The organism is Knoellia sinensis KCTC 19936, from assembly GCF_000768705.1.
GTDB classification, from domain to species: Bacteria; Actinomycetota; Actinomycetes; order Actinomycetales; family Dermatophilaceae; genus Knoellia; species Knoellia sinensis.
The window spans coordinates 1-19,886 of sequence record NZ_AVPJ01000028.1 but is presented as its reverse complement, the minus strand read 5'-3'; the positions used below and the strand labels follow the sequence as shown (position 1 = coordinate 19,886).

The 19,886-nt window shown below is 69.5% G+C and carries 20 protein-coding genes; 10 read left to right on the top strand and 10 right to left on the bottom strand.

Annotated features, from left to right (window positions below; all coding sequences use genetic code 11):
* The coding region (locus tag N802_RS18625) for a galactokinase (RefSeq protein ID WP_035919364.1) at nt 1–533 on the bottom strand (533 nt) is incomplete at its 3' end.
* A gap of 31 nt (nt 534–564) precedes the next feature.
* On the opposite strand from N802_RS18625, the gene trpS reads away from it, so the two are divergent.
* From trpS to N802_RS18610, 3 genes are read left to right on the top strand one after another with little or no spacing between them, the layout of a single operon-like run.
* Nucleotides 565–1,599, top strand: a complete 1,035-nt coding sequence (gene trpS, locus N802_RS18620) for a tryptophan--tRNA ligase (protein WP_052110167.1) — start codon at nt 565–567, stop codon at nt 1,597–1,599.
* Nucleotides 1,600–1,609: 10 nt separating this feature from the next.
* The gene (locus N802_RS18615; RefSeq protein WP_035919362.1) at nt 1,610–2,122 is read left to right on the top strand and encodes a 2'-5' RNA ligase family protein; all 513 of its coding nucleotides are present in this window, start codon (nt 1,610–1,612) and stop codon (nt 2,120–2,122) included.
* A gap of 2 nt (nt 2,123–2,124) precedes the next feature.
* Entirely contained in the window at nt 2,125–3,243 is a 1,119-nt protein-coding gene (locus N802_RS18610; protein ID WP_035919361.1) for a YihY/virulence factor BrkB family protein, read from the top strand.
* 13 nt (nt 3,244–3,256) lie between these two features.
* On the opposite strand, the gene N802_RS18605 is transcribed toward N802_RS18610, so the two are convergent.
* From N802_RS18605 to manA, 5 genes are all read right to left on the bottom strand, one after another.
* Nucleotides 3,257–3,460 carry a dodecin family protein gene (locus tag N802_RS18605; RefSeq protein WP_035919359.1) on the bottom strand — a complete coding sequence of 68 codons (204 nt, stop codon included), beginning with the start codon at nt 3,458–3,460 and terminating at the stop codon, nt 3,257–3,259.
* An 81-nt stretch (nt 3,461–3,541) separates the two neighbouring features.
* Nucleotides 3,542–3,985: an SRPBCC family protein gene (locus N802_RS18600; RefSeq protein ID WP_035919358.1), complete on the bottom strand. Its 444-nt coding sequence runs from the start codon at nt 3,983–3,985 to the stop codon at nt 3,542–3,544.
* 45 nt (nt 3,986–4,030) lie between these two features.
* Entirely contained in the window at nt 4,031–5,266 is a 1,236-nt protein-coding gene (locus tag N802_RS18595) for a D-alanyl-D-alanine carboxypeptidase family protein (RefSeq protein ID WP_169743464.1), read from the bottom strand.
* 99 nt (nt 5,267–5,365) lie between these two features.
* The gene (locus N802_RS18590; protein WP_035919356.1) at nt 5,366–6,532 is read right to left on the bottom strand and encodes a glycosyltransferase family 4 protein; all 1,167 of its coding nucleotides are present in this window, start codon (nt 6,530–6,532) and stop codon (nt 5,366–5,368) included.
* Nucleotides 6,533–6,582: 50 nt separating this feature from the next.
* Nucleotides 6,583–7,767 carry a mannose-6-phosphate isomerase, class I gene (gene manA / locus N802_RS18585; protein ID WP_035919355.1) on the bottom strand — a complete coding sequence of 395 codons (1,185 nt, stop codon included), beginning with the start codon at nt 7,765–7,767 and terminating at the stop codon, nt 6,583–6,585.
* 45 nt (nt 7,768–7,812) lie between these two features.
* Between manA and N802_RS18580 the strand changes: the two genes are divergently transcribed.
* The 5 genes from N802_RS18580 (at nt 7,813) to N802_RS18560 (ending at nt 13,683) form a co-directional block, all read left to right on the top strand.
* The gene (locus N802_RS18580; RefSeq protein WP_035919353.1) at nt 7,813–8,892 is read left to right on the top strand and encodes a mannose-1-phosphate guanylyltransferase; all 1,080 of its coding nucleotides are present in this window, start codon (nt 7,813–7,815) and stop codon (nt 8,890–8,892) included.
* Between the two features lie 223 nt (nt 8,893–9,115).
* Entirely contained in the window at nt 9,116–10,519 is a 1,404-nt protein-coding gene (locus N802_RS18575) for a cytochrome P450 (protein ID WP_035919351.1), read from the top strand.
* Nucleotides 10,520–10,676: 157 nt separating this feature from the next.
* Nucleotides 10,677–11,909, top strand: coding sequence for an amidohydrolase (locus N802_RS18570; protein ID WP_052110165.1), 1,233 nt, complete (start codon nt 10,677–10,679; stop codon nt 11,907–11,909).
* Nucleotides 11,902–12,300: a cytidine deaminase gene (locus N802_RS18565; protein WP_035919349.1), complete on the top strand. Its 399-nt coding sequence runs from the start codon at nt 11,902–11,904 to the stop codon at nt 12,298–12,300. Before N802_RS18570 ends, N802_RS18565 begins: the two co-directional genes overlap by 8 nt.
* Before the next feature lie 87 nt (nt 12,301–12,387).
* On the top strand, nt 12,388–13,683 hold the full coding sequence (locus N802_RS18560; RefSeq protein ID WP_035919346.1) for a thymidine phosphorylase: 1,296 nt from the start codon (nt 12,388–12,390) through the stop codon (nt 13,681–13,683).
* 6 nt (nt 13,684–13,689) lie between these two features.
* On the opposite strand, the gene N802_RS18555 is transcribed toward N802_RS18560, so the two are convergent.
* Nucleotides 13,690–14,667, bottom strand: a complete 978-nt coding sequence (locus N802_RS18555; protein ID WP_052110164.1) for an alpha/beta hydrolase — start codon at nt 14,665–14,667, stop codon at nt 13,690–13,692.
* A gap of 52 nt (nt 14,668–14,719) precedes the next feature.
* Nucleotides 14,720–15,337 carry a TetR/AcrR family transcriptional regulator gene (locus N802_RS18550; RefSeq protein WP_035919343.1) on the bottom strand — a complete coding sequence of 206 codons (618 nt, stop codon included), beginning with the start codon at nt 15,335–15,337 and terminating at the stop codon, nt 14,720–14,722.
* 65 nt (nt 15,338–15,402) lie between these two features.
* Between N802_RS18550 and N802_RS18545 the strand changes: the two genes are divergently transcribed.
* Complete coding sequence (locus N802_RS18545) at nt 15,403–16,533, top strand: adenosine deaminase (RefSeq protein WP_052110163.1); 1,131 nt, start codon at nt 15,403–15,405, stop codon at nt 16,531–16,533.
* Between the two features lie 161 nt (nt 16,534–16,694).
* Here N802_RS18545 and N802_RS18540 read toward each other — a convergent pair whose 3' ends face one another.
* Nucleotides 16,695–17,516, bottom strand: coding sequence for an RDD family protein (locus N802_RS18540; RefSeq protein WP_052110162.1), 822 nt, complete (start codon nt 17,514–17,516; stop codon nt 16,695–16,697).
* A 92-nt stretch (nt 17,517–17,608) separates the two neighbouring features.
* Between N802_RS18540 and N802_RS18535 the strand changes: the two genes are divergently transcribed.
* A complete protein-coding gene (locus N802_RS18535; RefSeq protein ID WP_035919341.1) occupies nt 17,609–18,604 on the top strand; it encodes a stage II sporulation protein M in 996 nt (331 codons plus the stop codon).
* A gap of 133 nt (nt 18,605–18,737) precedes the next feature.
* Here the strand turns inward: N802_RS18535 and N802_RS18530 are convergent, their stop codons facing one another.
* Nucleotides 18,738–19,655, bottom strand: a complete 918-nt coding sequence (locus N802_RS18530) for a hypothetical protein (protein WP_035919339.1) — start codon at nt 19,653–19,655, stop codon at nt 18,738–18,740.
* Between the last annotated feature and the right edge of the window lie 231 nt (nt 19,656–19,886).

The window sequence follows — 19,886 nt, the reverse complement described above, 5'->3', positions numbered from 1 at the left end:
GCCGCCGCCTGGTCCATGCCGCCCGTCGGCGCACCGGCGATGTCGTTCTCCGCCCGTTGGCACGCCGCCGCGAGCACCTTGCGCCCCTCCGTCGTCTGGAGCAGCCCCAGCCCGAAAAGATCCGACGCCGCCGCGGCCACAGAACATTCGAGGGCCGCGGAACTCGACAGGCCGGCCCCGAGGGGCACCCGGCCGTCGATGACGACGTCAAGTCCGCGGACGGCATACCCCGCGTCTTTCAAGGACCACAAAACACCGGCGACGTATGCCGTCCACCCGCCCGGGTGCCCGGCCGCCACGTCCGCGATCCGCACCTCGACGGAGGAGTCCTCCTGGAGGGAGTGGATGCGCAGCAGGTCGTCGTCGCGCGCGCTCGCGGCGCAGTGGGTGCGGTGGGGGAGGGCGATGGGCAGCGCGAGGCCGCCGTTGTAGTCGGTGTGCTCGCCGATGAGGTTCACGCGGCCGGGGGCCGACCAGACGCCCTCAGGGGCGTGGCCGAAGAGCGTCGCGAAGGTCTCCGAGAGGGTCGACACGCTGCGAGTCTAGGTGCGGGCACCTGACAGAATGGCGCGCATGTCCGCGACTGAGACCCCCCAGGCGGCTCCCCGGATCCTCTCCGGGATGCAGCCCACCAGCGACTCGCTCCACCTTGGCAACTACCTCGGGGCGCTGGTCAACTGGGTCAAGCTGCAGGACGAGTTCGACGCCTACTACTTCGTCGCGGACCTGCACGCCCTCACCGTGCCGACCGACCCCGCGGTGCTGCGCGACCGGACCCGCAAGACGGCGGCCCAGTTCATCGCCGGAGGTGTCGACCCGGAGCGTTCGGCGCTGTTCTGCCAGAGCCACGTCACCGAGCACGCCGAACTCGGCTGGGTCATGAACTGCCTCACCGGTTTTGGCGAGGCGAGCCGCATGACGCAGTTCAAGGACAAGACGGCCAAGGGCCAGAACGCCAACGTCGGCCTCTTCACCTATCCGATGCTCATGGCGGCCGACATCCTCATGTACGACGCGGCCTATGTGCCGGTGGGTGAGGACCAGCGCCAGCACCTCGAGATCACCCGCGACCTCGCGGAGCGGTTCAACACGCGCTTCGGTGAGGGCGGCCTCGTCGTGCCCGAGCCCTACATCGTCAAGGGGTCCGCCAAGATCCAGGACCTGCAGGACCCGACGTCGAAGATGAGCAAGACCGGTTCCTCACCCAAGGGCCTCATCGACCTCATGCAGGATCCGGCCAAGATCGCCAAGAACATCCGCTCGGCGGTCACCGACACCGAGGCCGAGGTCCGCTACGACGTCGAGAACAAGCCGGGAGTCTCCAACCTCCTCGTCATCCACTCGGTGCTGTCCGGGACGCGCATCGAGGAGCTCGAGCGGGCCTTCGCCGGTCGCGGCTACGGCGACCTCAAGAAGGAGGTCGCGGACGTCGTGGTCGACGCGCTCACGCCGTTCCAGAAGCGGATGGCCGAGCTGCTCGATGACCCGGCCGAGCTCGACCGCATCCTCGCTTCCGGCGCCGACCGCGCCCGGGTCGTCGCGCAGGCGACGATGGCTCGGGTGCGTGACCTCGTCGGCTTGGTGCCCGCGGCGCGTTAGGGTCGAGCGCATGTCCACCCATGGCGTGGCGATCACGGTGCCCGAGCCGTATGGCTCGATGCTGCAACAGGCGCGCGAGCGAGCAGGTGACCCGCTCGCCAATTTCATCCCGCCCCACGTGACGCTCCTGCCGCCGACCGAGATCGAGAAGGCCGACCTCGCGGGGTTCGAGAAGCACCTCGGGGAGGTCGCGTCCCGGCACAGCCCGTTCCGGATGCACCTGCACGGGACAGGAACGTTCCGGCCGCTCTCGCCCGTCGTGTTCGTCCAGGTGTCGGTCGGGATCCCGCAGTGCGAGCTGCTCGAGACCGACGTCCGCAGCGGCCCTGTGGTGCGCGACCTGGAGTTCAACTACCACCCGCACGTGACCATCGCCCACAACATCGACGAGGAGGCTCTCGACCGCGCCTTCGAGGACGTCGAGGAGTTCCGGTGCGCGTTCGAGGTGCGCTCGTTCGAGCTCTATCACCAGGGTGACGACGGAGTGTGGCGCCCGCTGACGTCGTTCCCCCTCGAGGGCTGAGCATGGACCGGCTCAAGAAGCTCTGGTCCCGCGTGCAGACGACCCGGATCTGGCGCGCCTGGAAGCGTTATGGCGACGCGCGGGGCAGTTTGTTGGCTGGCGGCGTCACCTATTTCGCGTTCTTCTCGATCTTCCCCGCAGTGGCGTTGGCCTTCACGGTTTTTGGTCTGCTGCTGCAGGACAACCCGGGCTGGCTCGAGCAGATCAAGGACTACCTCAACGACACGCTGCCCGGCTTCATTCAGGACGACTCGGGCGAGGGACTCATCCCCCTCTCTGCACCCTCCGGTGACACGCTCACGATCACCGGTGTCGTCGGTCTGGTCGGTCTGTTGTGGGCCGGTCTCGGCTGGTTGGGGGCGCTGCGCGACGGGATCCGGGCGATCTTCGGCGCCGAGGGCGCTCCGGGGAACTTCGTCACCGCGAAGTTGCGCGACCTGGGAGTGCTCGTGCTCTTGGGGCTGGCGATCGCCGTCTCCGCGGCCGTCACCGGCGTGGCTGGGGCCGCGACGTCGTGGCTGGCGGAACTCATCGGGCTCGGCGGACAGGAGTGGCTGCTCAGCGCCATCGCCTTCCTCGTTGCGGCCGTCCTCGACGGATTCGTCGTGCTCGTCATGCTCCGGCTGCTCTCCGGCGTCGACGTGCCCTGGCGCGGACTCATCGGCGGCGCTGTCGTCGGCGGGGTCGGACTCACCCTGCTCAAGCTCCTCGGCACGGCCCTCATCGCCAGCACGACGAACAACCCGCTCTTCACGTCCATCGCCCTCGTCGTCGGCCTGCTCGCGTGGCTCAACTTCATGTCGCGCATCATCCTGCTCGCCGCCGCGTGGAGTGCGAACTCCCTCGAACCCGAGGCAGTGGCGGACCTGACCGACGGGCAGAAGGCCAAACTCATCGAGGGGCCGGAGCTGCCCGAGGACGCGGTGTCCTCGGACCGGTTGGGCGCGGTCGTGCCGCCGGAGTCGAACCCGGCTGGACGGCATACGGACGTCGTTGTCGCGCCGAGCGCGAATCGAGCGGACGACCGAATCAACCTGGCCTTGGGTGCCGCGCTGGGCGCGTCCGTGGCAGCCGGTCTCGGGATCGCCGGGCGAGCCTTGCGCAGGCTCACCCGGCGATAGGTGCGCTGACCCGTCAGCCCTCGTACTTGAACGAGACCTGCAGCTTGACCCGATAGGTGACCGCGTCACCCTCGCCGAGTTCGAGATCCTGACGCACCACTTCGGCGACGCGAATGTCGCGGACGGTGCTTCCCGCGGTCTTCACTGCGGTCATGGCCGCGTCTTCCCACGAGGTGGTGCTCGTGCCGATGATGTCGATGACCTTGTACACGCTCATGAACAGCCTCCTGCTTGAACGGACTCCGGACAGATTCACCTTGGCAGTGATCCATGAGCCGGGCAACAGGTCGAGTCAGGGTCACTCGCCCCGGATGACATGGTCGAGGTGTTCGAGGACCTGGGGCCACGCGTCCTTGGTCTGGTCCCGGGTCTCATCGTCGGGGAAGCCCCCGTGCCGCAGAGTCAGGTGGCAGCCACCCTCCGCCGGCGACAGGTCGACCCTGACGACCGTCTCGGCGCCCTGCACCGCTGCGTTGGTCCAGGTCAGGGTCACCAGCTCGTCCGGCACGAGCTCGACGAACCTCCCGTGGTGTGGATGGCGCTGACCCTCGAAAAGGGTCTCGAAGAAGTACGGCACGTCCACCTCGGCACGCATGAGCACGGTGTCGGGCTCGGCGAACCAGTCTCCGAACCGGTCCGTCCAGGCGCGGTAGAGCGCTGCGGCGGAGGCAGTCATCGTCCGCTCGACGGTCAGCGCGGGTTCGGTGGCTGCGGTTGCTTCCGGGTCGATGGAGGTGCGCATGACCCGAGTGTCCCCAACCGGTCGGGTCCCGGTCCAGCATGGGGTTCAGGCGCGGTGTCGACCGGCGGGGCGCGCAGGCCTGCGGCTGCCACTGCTGCGACGCCAGATGACGAAGAGCAGGGCCATGCCGGCGACCGCGACCGGGGGCATCAGCAGATCCAGGTCGGCCGTCGGTGACTTGACCGTGGCGATGCGCGAGCCGGCCTCAACGCTGCCGACGGCCGGGGTCGGGGTGGCGGCCGAGCCCGCGGGCTTGGGCCGCACGACGGCCTCGCCACGGTCGACGAGCCGACCGACCGGCTTGACCTTGTCGCCGTGCGCGAATGCCCAGTCGAGGAGTGACGCGGCGGGGCGCCACGAACTGCCGGTGCCATACATCTCGGTGACGATGTAGGTCTTGTCGCCGCGCTTCGCCGCGCCGATGAAGGTGCGGTGCGCGGCCTTGGTGTAGCCGTTCTTCACGCCGAGGGCACCGGGGTAGTTCCAGACGAGCCGGTTGTGGTTGCCGATCGCGAACGTCGGTCGGCTCCGGGACGTCTTCGATGCCGCACCGGGGAACGTCGCCTGCTTCGTCGTGGCGAGCCGCACGTAGTCGGGGTCGGCGATCGCGGCCCGCCCGAAGAGCGCGAGGTCGTAGGCGCTGGACACCTGCCCCGGCGCGTCGAGCCCGCTCGGGTCCTTGACGACGGTGTCGTGCGCGCCGAGTTCGGCGGCGAGGGAGTTGAGCTCGTCGACGGTCTTGTCCATGCCGCCGTTGAGGGTGGCGAGCCCGTAGGCCGCGTCGTTGCCCGACGACATGATGAGCGCCTGGAAGAGCTGCGCCACCGTGTAGTGCTGCCCCGGGACCATGCCCACGCGAGTGCCTTCGGCCCCCGCCTCGACACTCGTGGCCTTGAGCTCGTCCTTGGGGTCGAGGCGGTGCATGAGGAGCAGTGCCGTGAGGGTCTTGAGGGTGCTCGCGGGCAGCAGGTGGGCGTGCGGGTTCTTGGCCGCGACGACCGCGCCGGTGTCGGCGTCGGCAATGACCCACGCGACGTCGGGGACGTCCGGGGGCTTGGGGACTCCGGACGGTGCGTCGACGATGACCGTGTTCATCTCGGCGAGGCGAGCGCCGCCGACGCTCGTCACCGGATCGACCGTCTGCGTGATCGTCGGCAGGCTGGGCGAGGCGCTGGGCGTCGGAGTCGGCGTGGCGTGCGCGGCGAGAGGCGCTGCGACAGGCGCCGTGAGGGCAGCCGCCACCAGCGCCGTCGTGCTGACGGCGAGCGCAGCTCTGCGCATCGTCGCTTCCTCTCCGCGGGAGCCGAGGGCCCGCATCAAGGCACCGTCGACAGCCCGCCGGGGGAGCGGGCCGCGAGCGACCCTACGCGAGAGAGCGCGTCAAGCGGCCCGGAGGGCACGACCTTCGCGGGCTGACTCGTAGTGGCCCACGAGCTGCTCCGTCAGGCAGTCCCAGGACCGGCCACGAACGGCCGCCTCGGCCGTGGAACCCATGCGCGTCCGCCACTCCCGGTCGCCCACGAGGGCGTCCACGTGGTCGTGCAGCGATCCGCGATGGTCGGGATCGAAGAGCAGCCCGGTGCGGCCGTGGTCGACGAGGTCGAGGGGGCCGCCGCGCGCCGGTGCGACGACGGGCAGGCCGAACGCCGCCGCTTCCTGGAGCGTCTGCCCGAACGTCTCGCGGGTGCCGGTGTGGACGAAGACGTCGAACGCGGCATACGCGCGGGCCAGGTCGTCGCCGGACTGGCGACCGAGGAAGATCGGCGTCCGGTTGGGGCGGCCCGGCATCGAGGCGACGGCCTCGGTCAGTTGGGCCCCGATCTGCGCCCGGTGGGGGCCGTCGCCGACGATGACGAGCCGGGTCCCCGGGATCTGCGCGACCTCGGTGAGGCGCCACAGCTCCTTCTCGGGCGCCAATCGACCGACATAGCCGAGCAGCACCTCACCGCTCGGCGCGAGCGCACGCCGCAGTTCCGCCGTCCCAGGGTTGGTGCGCCAACGCGGCGAAAACAGGCTCGTATCAACGCCCCTCGCCCACAGGTCGGTGCGCGGGACGCCTTGCGCGCGCAGCTCGTCGAGCGTCGGCCGTGACGGCGCGAGGGTGAGGTCCGCGTGCGCGTGCATCCGCCGGATCCAACGCCACGCGGCGTTGGCAGCACCCGTGCCGAGGCGTCCGGGCCCGTGCTGCTGGATGTAGCTGGGCATGTCCGTCTGATAGATCGCCACGGCCGGCGTCCCCGTGCGGTCCGCGAGTTGCAGCGCCCGCGCCCCCAACACAAAGGGGGACGCGGCGTGGATGACGTCGGGCGCGAACTCCTCGAGCGTCCGGCGCAGCGCCGGCGTCGGCACCCCGGTCGGGAACTGGCGCACGGAGATCGACGGCAGCCCCCGCACCCGGAAACCCTCAAACGAAGCGGGCGCCGGACCGGGGGCAATGATCAGGGCCTCGTGTCCGAGCGTGCGCAGGGACTGGGCCACCCGGCATACGGACGTCGTCACGCCGTTGAGCGTCGGGAGGAACGACTCCGTCACCATGGCTACTCGCATGGAACCACGGTCCCGAACCCACGTGATCAGTGGATGAACGCGCGGCGCTCTCAGACCGTCGGGAGCGTGACGAGGTAGACCTCGCCGCTGCCACTCACCGTCACGTCGTGGTCCCGAGCGGAGAGGTATGCCGCCCGCACCGGTCCCAGCTCGAGCGCGCCTTCCGGCGTGGTCAGGGTGACGTCGCCGTGGAGGCAGAACACGATGCGGGGGGTGCCGTCGCCGGGGAGGCGGACGTCGGCCGGCGAGTGGAGCCGACGCAGCGCGAACCGGTCGGAGGTGCTGGGGAAGCGCTCCGTCGCGGGCAGGTCGGGGTCGACCTCGGCGTGGCCGACGCTGCCGTCGATGTCGGGATCGACGATGCGCAGGAGCTCGGGGATGTTGACCTCCTTGCTCGTGAGGCCGGCGCGCACGACGTTGTCGGAGTTCGCGAGGACCTCGATGCCGAGCCCGAAGACATAGGAGTGGAGGACGCCGGCGGGGACGTCGATGTAGTCGCCGGGCTCCAGGATGCGGTGATACATGAGGAGGAGAACGGCCAGGCCGATGTCGTCCGGGTGGTCCTCGGCGACGCGCACGACCGCCGCGCACTGGTTGCCCTCTTCGTCACCGCTCGACGACGCGCGCACGCAGGCTGCGACGAGCTCGCGGGTGAAGCCGGTGTGCTCGTCCTTGGGGATGGAGAGGATGCCGGCGAGGAGGGCATGGACCGGGTCATCGGCCGTGGCGGCGTCCTCGACGAGCGAGGTCAGGCGGGGGACGGCGAGCCGCTTGGCGAGGCCCGCGACCTCGTCCTGGGTACGCATGCCGACGAAGACGCGGAATGGCGAGATCGCCACGAGCATCTCGGGCTTGGCCCAGTCGTCGACGTAGGTCGCGTTCTCGTCACCGCGCTCGCGGTCCTGGTCTCGGATGGCGCGGGCCTGCTCGGCGGTGGGGTGCGCCTGGATCGAGATGGCGCGCCCGGGGGCGAGGACCTTGAGGAGGAACGGCAGACGGCCCTCGTATGCCGCGCAGCACTCCGCGCCCATCTCACCTTCGGGGTCCTTGCGGATGACGTCGGCGAGGGTCGTGGCCACACCGTCGCGGGTGATGCCGCACGGGCCGCTCTCGTGCGCGCCCATCCACAGCTCGGACTCGGGTTCGGCGCTCGGGATCGAGCGGCCCTGAAGGCTGGCGATGGAGACATGTGAGCCCCAGGCGTCGGTGAAGAGCACCGGCTCCAGAAGATCCATGGTCGCGATCCTATGCGGGAGGCCGCTGTCGATACTGTGACGCCCATGTCTGAGATCTCCGGCTTCTGGGCCGTCATCCCGGCGGGGGGCGCGGGGACTCGTCTGTGGCCGCTGTCGCGGGCCGGTCATCCCAAGTTCCTCCACGACCTCACGGGCGCGGGCAGTTCGTTGCTGCAGCAGACGGTGGAGCGGGTGTCGCCGCTGGCCGGTGAGCGCGTGGTCGTCGTGACCGGTGCGGCGCATGTCGACGCCGTCGTGGCGCAGTTGCCGGAGCTGGGTGAGGGCTATGTGCTTGCCGAGCCGGCGCCTCGTGACTCGATGGCTGCGATCGGTCTCGCCGCAGCCTGCGTCGAGGCCCGTGATCCCGACGCGATCATCGGGTCGTTCGCGGCTGACCACGTCATCCCGGATGCGGAGGCCTTCAGGGCGTGCGTCGCGGAGGCGGTCGAGGTGGCCCGCACAGGGCAGCTCGTGACGATCGGGATCGAGCCGACGCACCCGTCGACGGGGTTCGGCTACATCCAGATGGGCTCGCGGCTCATGGGGCAGCCGACCGCGCGGCGCGTGCGCCAGTTCGTCGAGAAGCCCGACGTGCGGCGGGCGACCGCGTATCTCGCGACAGGGGAGTTCCGGTGGAACGCCGGCATGTTCGTCGTCCGCGCGGGGGCGCTGCTCGACCTCCTGCACCGGTGGCACCCCGAGTTGGCCGACGGGTTGAGGGAGATCGCTGCCGACCGGTCGAGGCTCGACGAGATCTGGCCGTCGCTGGAGAAGATCGCGATCGACCACGCGGTGGCCGAGCCGGCGTCGGACATCGGCGTCGTCGCGGTCGTGCCGGGGGACTTCGCGTGGGACGACATCGGCGACTTCTCCTCGTTGTCCGCGCTGCTCGACGAACCGGAGTCGGGGCCGCGGGTCCTGGGTGACGCGGGGCTCGTGCACGCGGTCGACTCCACGGGGCTGGTGTCACCGCGAGGTGGCCGACCGATCGCGGTCGTGGGGCTCGAGGACGTCGTCGTCATCGACTCCGGTGATGCGGTGCTCGTGACGACGCTCGAACGTGCCCAGGACGTCAAGAAGGTCGTCGAGGAACTCAAGGAAGCCGGCCGCACCGACCTCACCTGATCCTCCGCGCCTCCTTCGTAGCGTCAGCGTCAACGGCTGCTCTAACGCCCGTTGCCACTGACGTTGTGGCAGGGGGACTCCGTAGCGTCAGCGTCAACGGCTGCTCTAACGACCGTTGCCACTGACGTTGCGGGAGAGCGGGAGGGGGGCGGCTCCGGGAGCCGATCGAGCGGCGTCGGGAAATCACCTGTTGGGAACCCCCGCAGGGGCGGACGATGGGTCCATGACGACGACGTCCTCCACCCGGTCCACGTTCCCGGCCGACGGCGAACCACCCGTCCCCGTGGGACGCATCGCGATCGTGCGTGACCTGACCCGCGACGCGCTCGGCACGTTCGACCAACTCTGGCGCGACCATGGCGATGTCGTCCGCCTGCATGTGGGGCCGCGACCGCTGAGCCGCACGTTCACGGCCTTCAGCACCCCCGAGGCCGCCGCCACGGTGTTCGGTGGCACGACGTGGCGGACGTTCGACAAGAACGATCAGGTCTACCGCGAGATCCGGGCGTGGTTGGGTGACGGGCTCCTCTCGGCGCAGGGTGACGAGTGGACCCGCCAGAAACGCTTCGTGCAGCCGGTGTTCACGCATGCTGCCGTCGACGGCTACACCGACCTCATGGTGAGCGAGATCGCCGACGTGCTCGACGGGTTGGGAGGTTCAGGGGAGGACGACCTCGCCATCGACGTCGGCGAGTCGATGATGGCGCTCACCCTCCGGGTGGTCATCCGGGCGCTCTTCGGCAAGGCCGGGGACGATGCCGTGCCCGTCGTGCGGGAAGCCTTCCCCGAGGTCGCCGAGACGGTCATCCGGCGTGGTCTCGCACCGTGGTCCCCGCCGACGTCCTGGCCGATCCCGCGGACCCGACGGGCCCAGGCCGCGCAGCAACGGCTCTGGGACCTGTGCGACCGACTCATCGCCGAGCGTCGCGATGCGGGCGACCACGACCGTGGCGATCTCCTCGGCCGACTCCTCGCCGCGCGCGACGGGTCGGAGGCGCTCAGCGACAAGGAGGTCCGTGACCAGGTCCTCGTGTTCCTGCTGGCGGGTCACGAGACCACGTCGACAGCCCTGACGTACGCACTTCACCTGCTCGGACGGCATACCGACATCCAGGAGCGCGTGCGCGCGGAGGTGACCGAAGTCCTCGGCGACCGGACGCCCACCGCAGCGGACGCGGCGGCCCTGACCTACACAACGGCCTGCCTCAAGGAGGCGATGCGGCTCTATCCGTCAGCACCGATCATCGGGCGGCTCGCGACCGAGGACACCGAGGTCTCTGGAGTCCACGTGCCCAAGGGGACCGGCGTCATCGTGCTCGTGCGCAACATTCACCGCCACCCCGAGCACTGGCCCGACGCGCTGCGGTTCGACCCGGAGCGCTTCCTCGGAGATGCGGAGAAGGGGCGGCACCGCTACGCGTGGATGCCGTTCGGAGGCGGGCCGAGGGCGTGCATCGGGCAGTACTTCTCCATGTCCGAGGCGGTCCTCGTCCTGGCCATGCTGCTGCGCGAGTGGCAGGTGGAGGCCGTCGACACCCGCGACGACCTCCCCGTGCGTGCGGCCATCACCTTGGCGCCCGCCGAACCCGTCCGCGCCCACCTCCGCCGCGTGTGGGGTGCCCCGTAGCGTCAGTGTCAATGGCTGCTCTAGCGACCGTTGGCACTGACGTTGCGGGAGGGGTGCGCCGTAGCGTCAGTGTCAATGGCTGCTCTAGCGACCGTTCCCCCTGACGTTGCGGGAAGGAATTTGGGGGGTGTGTGAGCGCCGTTACCATGGAGGTCCCATGACTGACACCCTCACCGCGCTCGGCGCCAGCGTCACGTCGGCGCTGCCCGAACTCATCGAACTCCGCCGCGACCTGCACGCCCACCCGGAACTGTCGCGTCAGGAGTCCCGCACCACCGACGTCATCGTCGAGCGCCTGGAGAGCGCCGGCGTCCGCGTCCGCCGACTGCGGGGCACGGGACTGGTCGCTGACCTGGGAGCCGAGCAGCCGGCATACCGAGTCGCTTTGCGCGCGGACATGGACGCGCTCCCGGTGCAGGAACGCACAGGACTGCCGTTCGCGTCGACGACCGACGGGGTCGCCCACGCCTGCGGCCACGACGTCCACGTCACTGCACTGGTCGGGGCGATCCTCGCTCTCAAGGAACACGAGGAGGCCCTGCGCGAGCGCGGAACCGCCGTGCGCGCGATCTTCCAGGCCGCCGAGGAGGTCATCCCCGGCGGTGCGCAGGAGGCCATCGCCCAGGGGGTCATGGAGGGCGTCGACGCGATCTTCGCGCTGCACTGCGACCCGTCCCTCGACGTCGGCCAGGTGGGGCTGCGCGAAGGTCCGATCACCGCCGCGTGCGACCACATCCGCGTGCGCCTCACGGGGCGGGGCGGCCACACGTCGCGGCCGCAGCTCACCGAGGACCTGACCTACGCGCTCGCCAAGGTCATCACGGACGTCCCGGCCGCGCTCTCCCGCCGCCTCGACCCGCGTGCCGGAGCCGCCCTCGTGTGGGGCGTCGTCCGGGCCGGCGCGGCAAGCAACGTCATCCCGAGCGAGGGGGAGTGCAGCGGCACCCTCCGCATGCTCGACGCCAATGCCTGGCTCACCGTCGGGCCGATCCTCGACGAGATCGTCGCCGGCGTCGTCGCGCCCTATGGCGTCGAGGCCCGGCTCGAGCGGATCAAGGGCGTCCCCCCGGTCGTCAATCAGGCCGACGCCATCGACGCCCTGCGGTTCGCCTGTCTCGGGGCCGGCCTGCACATCGCGCCGACGGGGCAGTCGCTCGGTGGCGAGGACTACTCCTGGTATCTCACGCACGCCCCGGGCGCCATGGCACGACTCGGCACCCGCACCCCCGGAGGGCGGACCTACGACCTCCACCAGGGTGACGTCGTCATCGACGAGGAGGCGATCGGCTGCGGTGCGCGACTGCTCGCGTCCGTCGTCGTCGCACACACGGTCAAGGCGGACGGGGACACCCTCGCCGCCCCGATCCCGAAGGCAGGCACACATGAGTGACATTGACTGGGATGCCTTGCGCGAGAAGGCCATCGAGATGACGACGCACTCCTATGTGCCGTACTCGGACTATCGGGTCGGCGTCGCCGGACTCACCGATGACGGCCGCGTCGTCGCCGGCTGCAACGTCGAGAACGCCGCCTACGGCGTGGGCCTGTGCGCCGAGTGCGGCATGGTCTCCGAACTCCACGCCACGGGCGGCGGTCTGCTCGTCGCCGTCTACTGCGTCGACGGACGTGGCGAGGCGCTCATGCCCTGCGGCCGCTGCCGCCAACTCTTGTGGGAGAACGGCGGTGCTGCGTGCCTGCTCATGACCCCCGAGGGCGTGCTCCCCATGGACCAGGTGCTGCCGCAGGCGTTCGGTCCGGACAACCTCGCGCAGCGTCCCTGAGCCACACAAACCCTTCCCGTATGCCGTGTCGCCGGCTGCCGTTCAACCGCTCGGGTCGCCTTGTTGTCCAGTGACATGATGACGGGCATGAGCGAGAACCACGACGCCGTTGAGGTCATCAGCACCAAGCGTGACAAGCGCGAGTTGAGCGACGACCAGATCCGCTGGGTCATCGACGCCTATACGCGTGGAGTCGTCGCCGACGAGCAGATGAGCTCGCTCGCCATGGCCGTACTGCTCAACGGGATGAACCGTCGCGAGATCGCCACGTGGACCGCGGCGATGATCGACAGCGGCGAGCGGATGGACTTCTCCTCGCTGTCGCGGCCCACCGCCGACAAGCACTCGACCGGCGGCGTGGGCGACAAGATCACCCTGCCCCTCGCACCCCTGGTCGCGGTCTTCGATGTCGCTGTGCCGCAGTTGTCCGGGCGCGGACTCGGCCACACCGGCGGGACGCTCGACAAGCTCGAGTCGATCCCGGGTTGGAAGGCCGACCTCACCAACGAGGCGATGCTGGCCCAGCTCGACGACGTGGGCGCCGTGATCTGCGCGGCCGGCTCCGGGTTGGCCCCCGCCGACAAGAAGCTCTATGCCCTGCGCGACGTCACCGGCACCGTCGAGGCCATCCCGCTCATCGCGAGTTCGATCATGAGCAAGAAGATCGCCGAGGGGACGGGCGCGCTCGTCCTCGACGTCAAGGTCGGGTCCGGTGCGTTCATGAAGAACCGTGAGGACGCCACGGAGCTCGCGCGCACGATGGTCGAGCTGGGCACGGACGCGGGGGTCAAGACGGTTGCGCTGCTCACCAACATGCAGACCCCGCTCGGCCTCACGGCCGGCAACGCCCTCGAGGTGCGCGAGTCGGTTGAGGTCCTGGCCGGTGGTGGACCCGAGGACGTCGTCGAGCTCACCGTCGCCCTGGCGCAGGAGATGCTCGCCGCGGCCGGACGCGACGGCGATGACGTCGCCGCCGCCCTCAAGGACGGTCGGGCCATGGACGTCTGGCGACGGATGATCGCCGCCCAGGGCGGCGATCCGGACGCGGAACTGCCGGCTGCACGGCATACGGAAGAAGTTGTGGCGCCGGCCGATGGCGTGCTCACCCAGCTCGACGCGTATGCCGTGGGCGTCGCCGCCTGGCGTCTGGGCGCTGGCCGGGCCCGCAAGGAGGACCCCGTGCAGGCGGGCGCAGGCATCGAGCTGCACGCCAAGCCGGGTGCGGTGGTGCGCGGCGGCGAGAAGCTCATGACGCTGCACACGGACACTCCCGAGAAGTTCGAGCGGGCCAAGGAGGCCCTCGAGGGCGGGTTCACCATCGCCCCCGAGGGCTCGCGGCCCGATCTCCTGCCGTTGCTCATCGACAGGATCTCGGCGGACTGACTCCGCCTATCGACCGGCGGACGCGATCGCCTCGGCTCGGACCTCGGCCCTGACCTCGGCCCTGACCTCGGCCCGGACGGAGTCGGCCGCGGTCGCCGCGAACTCGGTCACGCGCTTGACGACCGTCGGGTCCCAGAGCGGACGGCGGTGACCGAGACCCTGCGTGAGGGTGAGCCGACTGTCGTGCCAGGTGTTCTTGACCTCGAGGGCGTCGGTGAGTGGAGCCTCGGGGTCGTCCTTGTCGTGCTCGAGGAGCAGTCGGGGCAGGCGCGGGTGCCTCGACGCCAGGGCGAGCAGGTCGAACTCGTCCATGGCGTGACCGATCTGGCCCTCGGCCAGGCTCCGCATGACCGCGGCCGATCGCGGGCCCACGCCGAGCGCGGTGCTGAAGGTCGCGACCATGCCACGGACCGTGGCGGGGACCGCAATGAAGGCGAGCGCCTCGGGTGAGGGCATCGGCCGGGTCACGGCGCCGCCGACGGCGAAGTCACTCATGGCGGTCATCGTCGTGAGGGCTCCGGCTGAGTGGGCGATCACCACCGTGGCTCGCCCGAACTCGCGCTCCACCGAGGCGAGCGCCTGGGCCATCTCGAGGAAGGTCGTCGAGCGACGGCCACGCAGCCCGGGGTCCGAGTCGCCGTGGCTGGGGGCGTCGAAGGCGACGACACAGAGGCCCTCGTCGACGAGGGGCTGGACGAACGACCCGAGCTGCTGCCACCAGCCGCCCCAGCCGTGGACGAGGTAGGCCGTGGGCCTGCCCCAGTCCCCATAGACGCGGCCGCGGACGACGCCGTGCTGCCAGGTCACCTCGAAGGGCTCGCCGCCAGAGGGCGTCCGCCCGTGACGGCTCGCGGCTGACGGGGGCTTGGGGAGTCGGAACCAGAGCCGGTTGGCGAGGTGGCCTCCGAGCGTCGGTGAGGTGCGTTCGAGGCGTTCGAAGACACGTGGAATAGTCCGAACGATCGTGCTTTTTGTGGATGACATCTGTACCCCTCAGGTGTGGATGTGCGTGGTTGGGTGTGGTGGGGGTGCCGGGTCAGTCGGTGACCGGCGTCCCTGGACGGGCGCTGTCGATGAGTCGCTCGGTGGCAACCCGGGCCCGAGTCGGTGCGGCCTCGTCGCGCAGCAGTCGCGCGGCGAAGTGGTGGCCCAGCATGATCCCGTTGAGATCGTGGGCGAACTGGAGCGTGTCGAGGTCCTCGCGGAGCTGGCCCTCGCGGATCGCTCCCCGGATGACGATCTCCATGGAGTCGAACCATTGGTGCTGCTGCGCGACGAGGAAGTCGCGGACCGGGCCGTCGGGCTCGTCGTCGAATTCCATTGCGGCGGAGATGAACACGCAACCGCCGGGCATGGCGTAGTCGGCGTAGCCGTCCCAGCCGAGCCAGTTCTCGCAGAGGGCGCGCAGGCGCTCGAGCCCGCGTGGCTCCTTGAGGGCCGGCTGGACGACACTCATGGCGAACAGTTGCGCGGCGTACTCGAGGACGTCGACCTGGAGCTGTTCCTTGGACTTGAAGTGGGCGAACAGGCCGCTCTTGGACATCTCGAGCGAGCTGGCGAGTGTGCCGATGGTGATGCCCTTGAGGCCGAGGTGGCTCGACTGCGCGAGTGCTTCGCGCAGTGCAGTCTCCCGCGTCTGGACACCTTTGGACATGACCCCATAAAAGCACGACCGTTCGATTCCCACAAGGGGTTTCGTGCCGCCACTAGGCTGCGTGAGTGACCGAGACTCCCGCCCCTGCCGTCCTGTCCGCAGCCCTCGTCAGTCGCGCCCCCAAGGCGCTGCTCCACGACCACCTCGACGGCGGGCTGCGACCGCAGACGATCATCGACCTCGCGAACGAATCCGGGTATGCCGGGTTGCCGGCCTCCGATGCCGACGCCCTCGGTCAGTGGTTCCGTGACTCTGCGGACTCGGGGTCGTTGGAGCGCTACCTCGAGACGTTCAGCCACACCGTGGCCGTGATGCAGACCGCCGATCAACTGAGTCGGGTCGCACGCGAGTGCGCGATCGACCTCGCCGCCGACGGGGTCGTCTATGCCGAGACCCGGTTCGCGCCGGAGCAGCACGTCGCGGGCGGGCTCTCGCTGACCGAGGTCATTGAGGCGGTGCTGGAGGGTCTGCGCGACGGTGAGGCCGAGGCGGCAGCCGCGGGCACGCCCATCCGCATGGTCGCGTTGCTGACGGCGATGCGTCACGCGGCCAAGAGCGACGAGATCGCCGAGCTGGCGGTGCGCTATCGCGACCAGGGCGTCGGTGGCTTCGACATCGCCGGGGCCGAGGCGGGGTTCCCGCCGAGTCGGCACCTGTCGGCGTTCGAGTACCTCCGCCGCGAGAACGCCCACTTCACCATCCACGCTGGCGAGGCGTTCGGGCTGCCGAGCATCTGGGAAGCGATCCAGTGGTGCGGGGCCGACCGCCTCGGACACGGGGTGCGGATCATGGACGACATCACGGTCTCGGACTCGGACTCGGCCGACGCCGAAGGTGAGGGGGCCACGCTCGGTCGCTTGGCGGCATACGTGCGTGATTGTCGGATTCCGCTGGAGATGTGCCCGACCTCGAACCTGCAGACCGGAGCAGCCGAATCCATTGCGACACACCCGATTTCGCTGCTCAAGGATCTGCGCTTCCGGGTCACGATCAACACGGACAACCGGCTCATGTCGGGCACGTCGATGTCGCGCGAAATGCAACTGCTCGTCGACGAAGCCGGATGGACCCTCGATGACCTGCGGTGGGCGACGATCAACGCGATGAAGTCGGCGTTCATCCCGTTCGACGAGCGGCTCGCGATCATCGAGCACGTGGTCAAGCCCGGCTACGCAGCCCTCTCCGCCGCAACCTGAGGGGCCGCGTCTCCCGCCGTGACTTCATCGCCCTTCCCGCAATGTCAGCGTGAGTGGCTGTTAGGGCAGCCGTTGACGCTGACGTTGCTGAGCGCCTTCCCCGTTGCGTCAGCGTGAGTGGCTGCTAGGGCAGCCGTTGACGCTGACGTTGCGGAGAGGAGTCAGGCGAGGGGGTCGGGCGGGAGGATCCGACGCGCCCTGGCCCCCTCGGCCTGCAGGCGCTCGAGGTCGCGGCGCCGGCGTTCGGCGAGGACGGCTCGCAGGATCCACTCGGGGTGGATGCCCGGGGGTGGCTGGGGCGAGACGTGGCGGAGCACCTGCGCGCCGAGGTCACGCCCGAGGTGCTCCCGAGACTGAGGCGTCAATCCGCCTGTGCGAGTGAGGAACTGACGCACGCTGATCGTCAGTGAGGCAGGCATCGGGCCGATGTCGGCGCCGCGGACCCAGTGCTCAAGTGCAGGCGGAGCGTCCGGAGGTGCCGTGAGCTGGAGTTGGTGGCGCAGCGCCATGACATAGGTGCCGGCAGCCATGTCGCCCAGGCGCTTGGCGCGCGGGTGCACGACTGCGGCGACGATGGCTGGAGCACCCTGCAGCAGATAGAACTCCACGAAGCCGACGAGGTGACGAATGACGCTGTGCCGCAACGTGATCGGCCCACCGTCGTCACGCACGGTCACGAGTCCCATGGCGTACTTGCCGGGGCTCCGGCCGCCCGTGGCCGTCTCGAAGACCACGGGAACGATGACCGTGAGGCCGACGAGGAGCGCGATCATCGCTGCCCGACTCACGGCCTCCGACAGGTTGCCCACGAGCATGCCCGCCACGAAGACGCAGACGAAGGCCAGGACGAACGTGATGAGCAAGTCGATGAGGCGAGAGGCGACTCGGCTCAGCACGCTGGCGACGGGCACCTCGACGGAGACACCCTCACCGGTGACGACGTCCTCGCCGGCGTAGGTGCGATAGCCACCGTCGATGCTCATGCGCCGAGGCTATCCCGCGGAGCGGGACCCGAGTCACCAGGTGCAAGGTGCGCGGCGTCGGACCGGCCACCCCCGCCGCATAGAGTGGCGCCGTGGACCTCGACGCCTTCATCGCCACCCATGTGGGCCAGTGGCGTCGTCTCGAGGAACTCGTGGGTCGTCGGCGTCTGTCCGGCGCGGAGTCCGACGAACTGCTCGACCTCTATCAGCGGGTCTCCACTCACCTGTCGGTCGTGCGTTCGGCCAGCCCGGACCCGACGCTCGTGAGCTGTCTGTCCTCGATCCTGGCGCGTGCACGGCATACGGCAACGGGGTCCCGGACCACGACGTGGCGTGACGTGGGCACGTTCTTCACCCAGACGTTCCCCGCCGCGCTCTATCGGACCCGCTGGTGGTGGCTCGCCACGACGCTGGGGAGCGTCCTGCTGGCGGTCGTCGTCGGGGCGTGGGCGGTGCGGAACCCGGAGGTCTTCACGCAGCAGATGACGCGGGCCGAGATCGATGCCTACGTCAACACCAGCTTCGAGAACTACTACTCGGAGTTCCCGCACCACGAGTTCGCGACGGTGGTGTGGCTCAACAACGCGTGGGTGGCCGCACAGTGCATCGCCCTCGGGGTGCTGGGGCTGCCGGTGCTCTACATCCTCGCCCAGAACGTCATCAACGTCGGACTCGCGGGCGCGCTCATGGTGAGCCATGACCGTGGGTCGCTCTTCTTCGGGCTGATCCTCCCGCACGGGCTCCTCGAACTCACGGCCGTCTTCGTCGCGGCGGCGGTCGGGCTGCGACTCTTCTGGTCATGGATCGAGCCGGGTCCCCGGAGTCGCCTCGACTCACTCGCGGCCGAGGGACGCACAGCCGCGGGTATCGCCTTGGGTCTCGTGGTGGTGCTGTTCATCAGCGGTGGGATCGAGGGGTTCGTGACGCCATCGGGCCTGCCGACGTGGGCGCGAATCTTCATCGGGGTGGTGGCCGAGGCGCTGTTCTTCGCCTATGTCTTCATCGTGGGCCGGCGAGCGGCCCGCGCCGGTGTCACGGGCGACGTGCTCGAGGCCGATCAGGGAGCCACGGCCCCCGTCGCAGCCTGACCTTCCTTCCCGCAACGTCAGCGTCAACGGTTGCTCTAGGAGCCATTGACGCTGACGTTGCGCCGGGCCTCTTCCGTAGCGTCAGCGCCAAGGGTTGCTCTAGGAGCCGTTCACGCTGACGTTGTGAGGAGGGTCAGCCGTCCCAGCCACGGGCGCGGAAGACTCGTTCGAGTGCCTCGAAGATCGGCTCCGGATCGCATCTGAGGGTGAGTACGGACAGGGGGACAACGATCTCGCCCTGGATCTGCAGGTCGGTGATCCGTACCTCGTCCCGCATGGCGACGTCCAGCGCGTTGTGCCCGGCCCCGTTGATCTCGACGACCACGCGGAAGCGCTTCCAGAACACGTCCAGGACGGCTCGACCGCCGGGCAACTCGCGCACCACCTGACGGTCGGGCTCGGGGAGGTTGCGGCGTCGGCACTCGACAGCAAAATCCAGTTCATTCAGTGACTCGGCGCCACGCACGATGTCCCGTATGCCGGCCTGTAACGCCTTGCGGAACCGGTGCCGTTTGACCCGCCCCAGTTCCGTTTCGACATCGGTCGCGCGAGCGAGTCGCTGCTGGATCGGCATGACCATGCACAGCATCGCCTGACGCACAGAGACGGCCCACAGTGCCGCTTGAACCGTGGCCACGGGTGGGGTGGATCGCGCCAGACCGCTAGATGCCCCGTGGCGATGGTCCCATCGTCGAGTCTCGTGCAGCACGACGTGGTCGGCCACCGCCTTCTCGTCGCCACGTTTCACCCACACGTGAATACGAGGCTCCTCGTAGCCGACGAGGCCGTCGGCCTGGAGCGACGTGATGCCGCCCAGTCGAGCTCCCGGGCCGACGGAGATCAGGGCCTCGCGCCACGCGGTCTCACCAGACAGAGGTCCGGTGTGGGTGACGATGCCCTTGCGATGGATCGAGCGCCACCTGCCGGCGTTCACCATCGCGCGGCGATGGCCGCGGGTGACGTCCATTCCCCTCAGGTCAGGGAGCGAGAGGACGCCAAGGTTGTCTTCGACGAGTTCGGTGAGGTCGGGGCGCGGTCGCTGAATCGGCATGTGAGGCAGCGTCTGCGACCAGTCCTCGTCAGCGGAAGGTGCAGTTCTGCGACCTGTGGACGAGGGCGACGAGAGAAGGCCCCTGTGGACGAGCGGACGGCATACACAACGTCAGTGACAACGGTCGCTAGAGGTGCCGTTCACGCTGACGTTGCGAGCGGAGCCCAGCGCAACGTCAGTGGCGTTGGTTGCTAGAAGAGCCTGTGATGTCTCAGGACATCGCGGACACTC

Excerpts from the sequence above, each read along its gene's own strand:
- trpS (WP_052110167.1), top strand. The coding sequence starts at position 565 with ATGGCGCGCATGTCCGCGACTGAGACCCCCCAGGCGGCTCCCCGGATC.
- N802_RS18615 (WP_035919362.1), top strand. The coding sequence starts at position 1,610 with ATGTCCACCCATGGCGTGGCGATCACGGTGCCCGAGCCGTATGGCTCG.
- N802_RS18610 (WP_035919361.1), top strand. The coding sequence starts at position 2,125 with ATGGACCGGCTCAAGAAGCTCTGGTCCCGCGTGCAGACGACCCGGATC.
- N802_RS18605 (WP_035919359.1), bottom strand. The coding sequence starts at position 3,460 with ATGAGCGTGTACAAGGTCATCGACATCATCGGCACGAGCACCACCTCG.
- N802_RS18600 (WP_035919358.1), bottom strand. The coding sequence starts at position 3,985 with ATGCGCACCTCCATCGACCCGGAAGCAACCGCAGCCACCGAACCCGCG.
- N802_RS18595 (WP_169743464.1), bottom strand. The coding sequence starts at position 5,266 with ATGCGCAGAGCTGCGCTCGCCGTCAGCACGACGGCGCTGGTGGCGGCT.
- N802_RS18590 (WP_035919356.1), bottom strand. The coding sequence starts at position 6,532 with ATGCGAGTAGCCATGGTGACGGAGTCGTTCCTCCCGACGCTCAACGGC.
- manA (WP_035919355.1), bottom strand. The coding sequence starts at position 7,767 with ATGGATCTTCTGGAGCCGGTGCTCTTCACCGACGCCTGGGGCTCACAT.
- N802_RS18580 (WP_035919353.1), top strand. The coding sequence starts at position 7,813 with ATGTCTGAGATCTCCGGCTTCTGGGCCGTCATCCCGGCGGGGGGCGCG.
- N802_RS18575 (WP_035919351.1), top strand. The coding sequence starts at position 9,116 with ATGACGACGACGTCCTCCACCCGGTCCACGTTCCCGGCCGACGGCGAA.
- N802_RS18570 (WP_052110165.1), top strand. The coding sequence starts at position 10,677 with ATGACTGACACCCTCACCGCGCTCGGCGCCAGCGTCACGTCGGCGCTG.
- N802_RS18565 (WP_035919349.1), top strand. The coding sequence starts at position 11,902 with ATGAGTGACATTGACTGGGATGCCTTGCGCGAGAAGGCCATCGAGATG.
- N802_RS18560 (WP_035919346.1), top strand. The coding sequence starts at position 12,388 with ATGAGCGAGAACCACGACGCCGTTGAGGTCATCAGCACCAAGCGTGAC.
- N802_RS18555 (WP_052110164.1), bottom strand. The coding sequence starts at position 14,667 with ATGTCATCCACAAAAAGCACGATCGTTCGGACTATTCCACGTGTCTTC.
- N802_RS18550 (WP_035919343.1), bottom strand. The coding sequence starts at position 15,337 with ATGTCCAAAGGTGTCCAGACGCGGGAGACTGCACTGCGCGAAGCACTC.
- N802_RS18540 (WP_052110162.1), bottom strand. The coding sequence starts at position 17,516 with ATGAGCATCGACGGTGGCTATCGCACCTACGCCGGCGAGGACGTCGTC.
- N802_RS18530 (WP_035919339.1), bottom strand. The coding sequence starts at position 19,655 with ATGCCGATTCAGCGACCGCGCCCCGACCTCACCGAACTCGTCGAAGAC.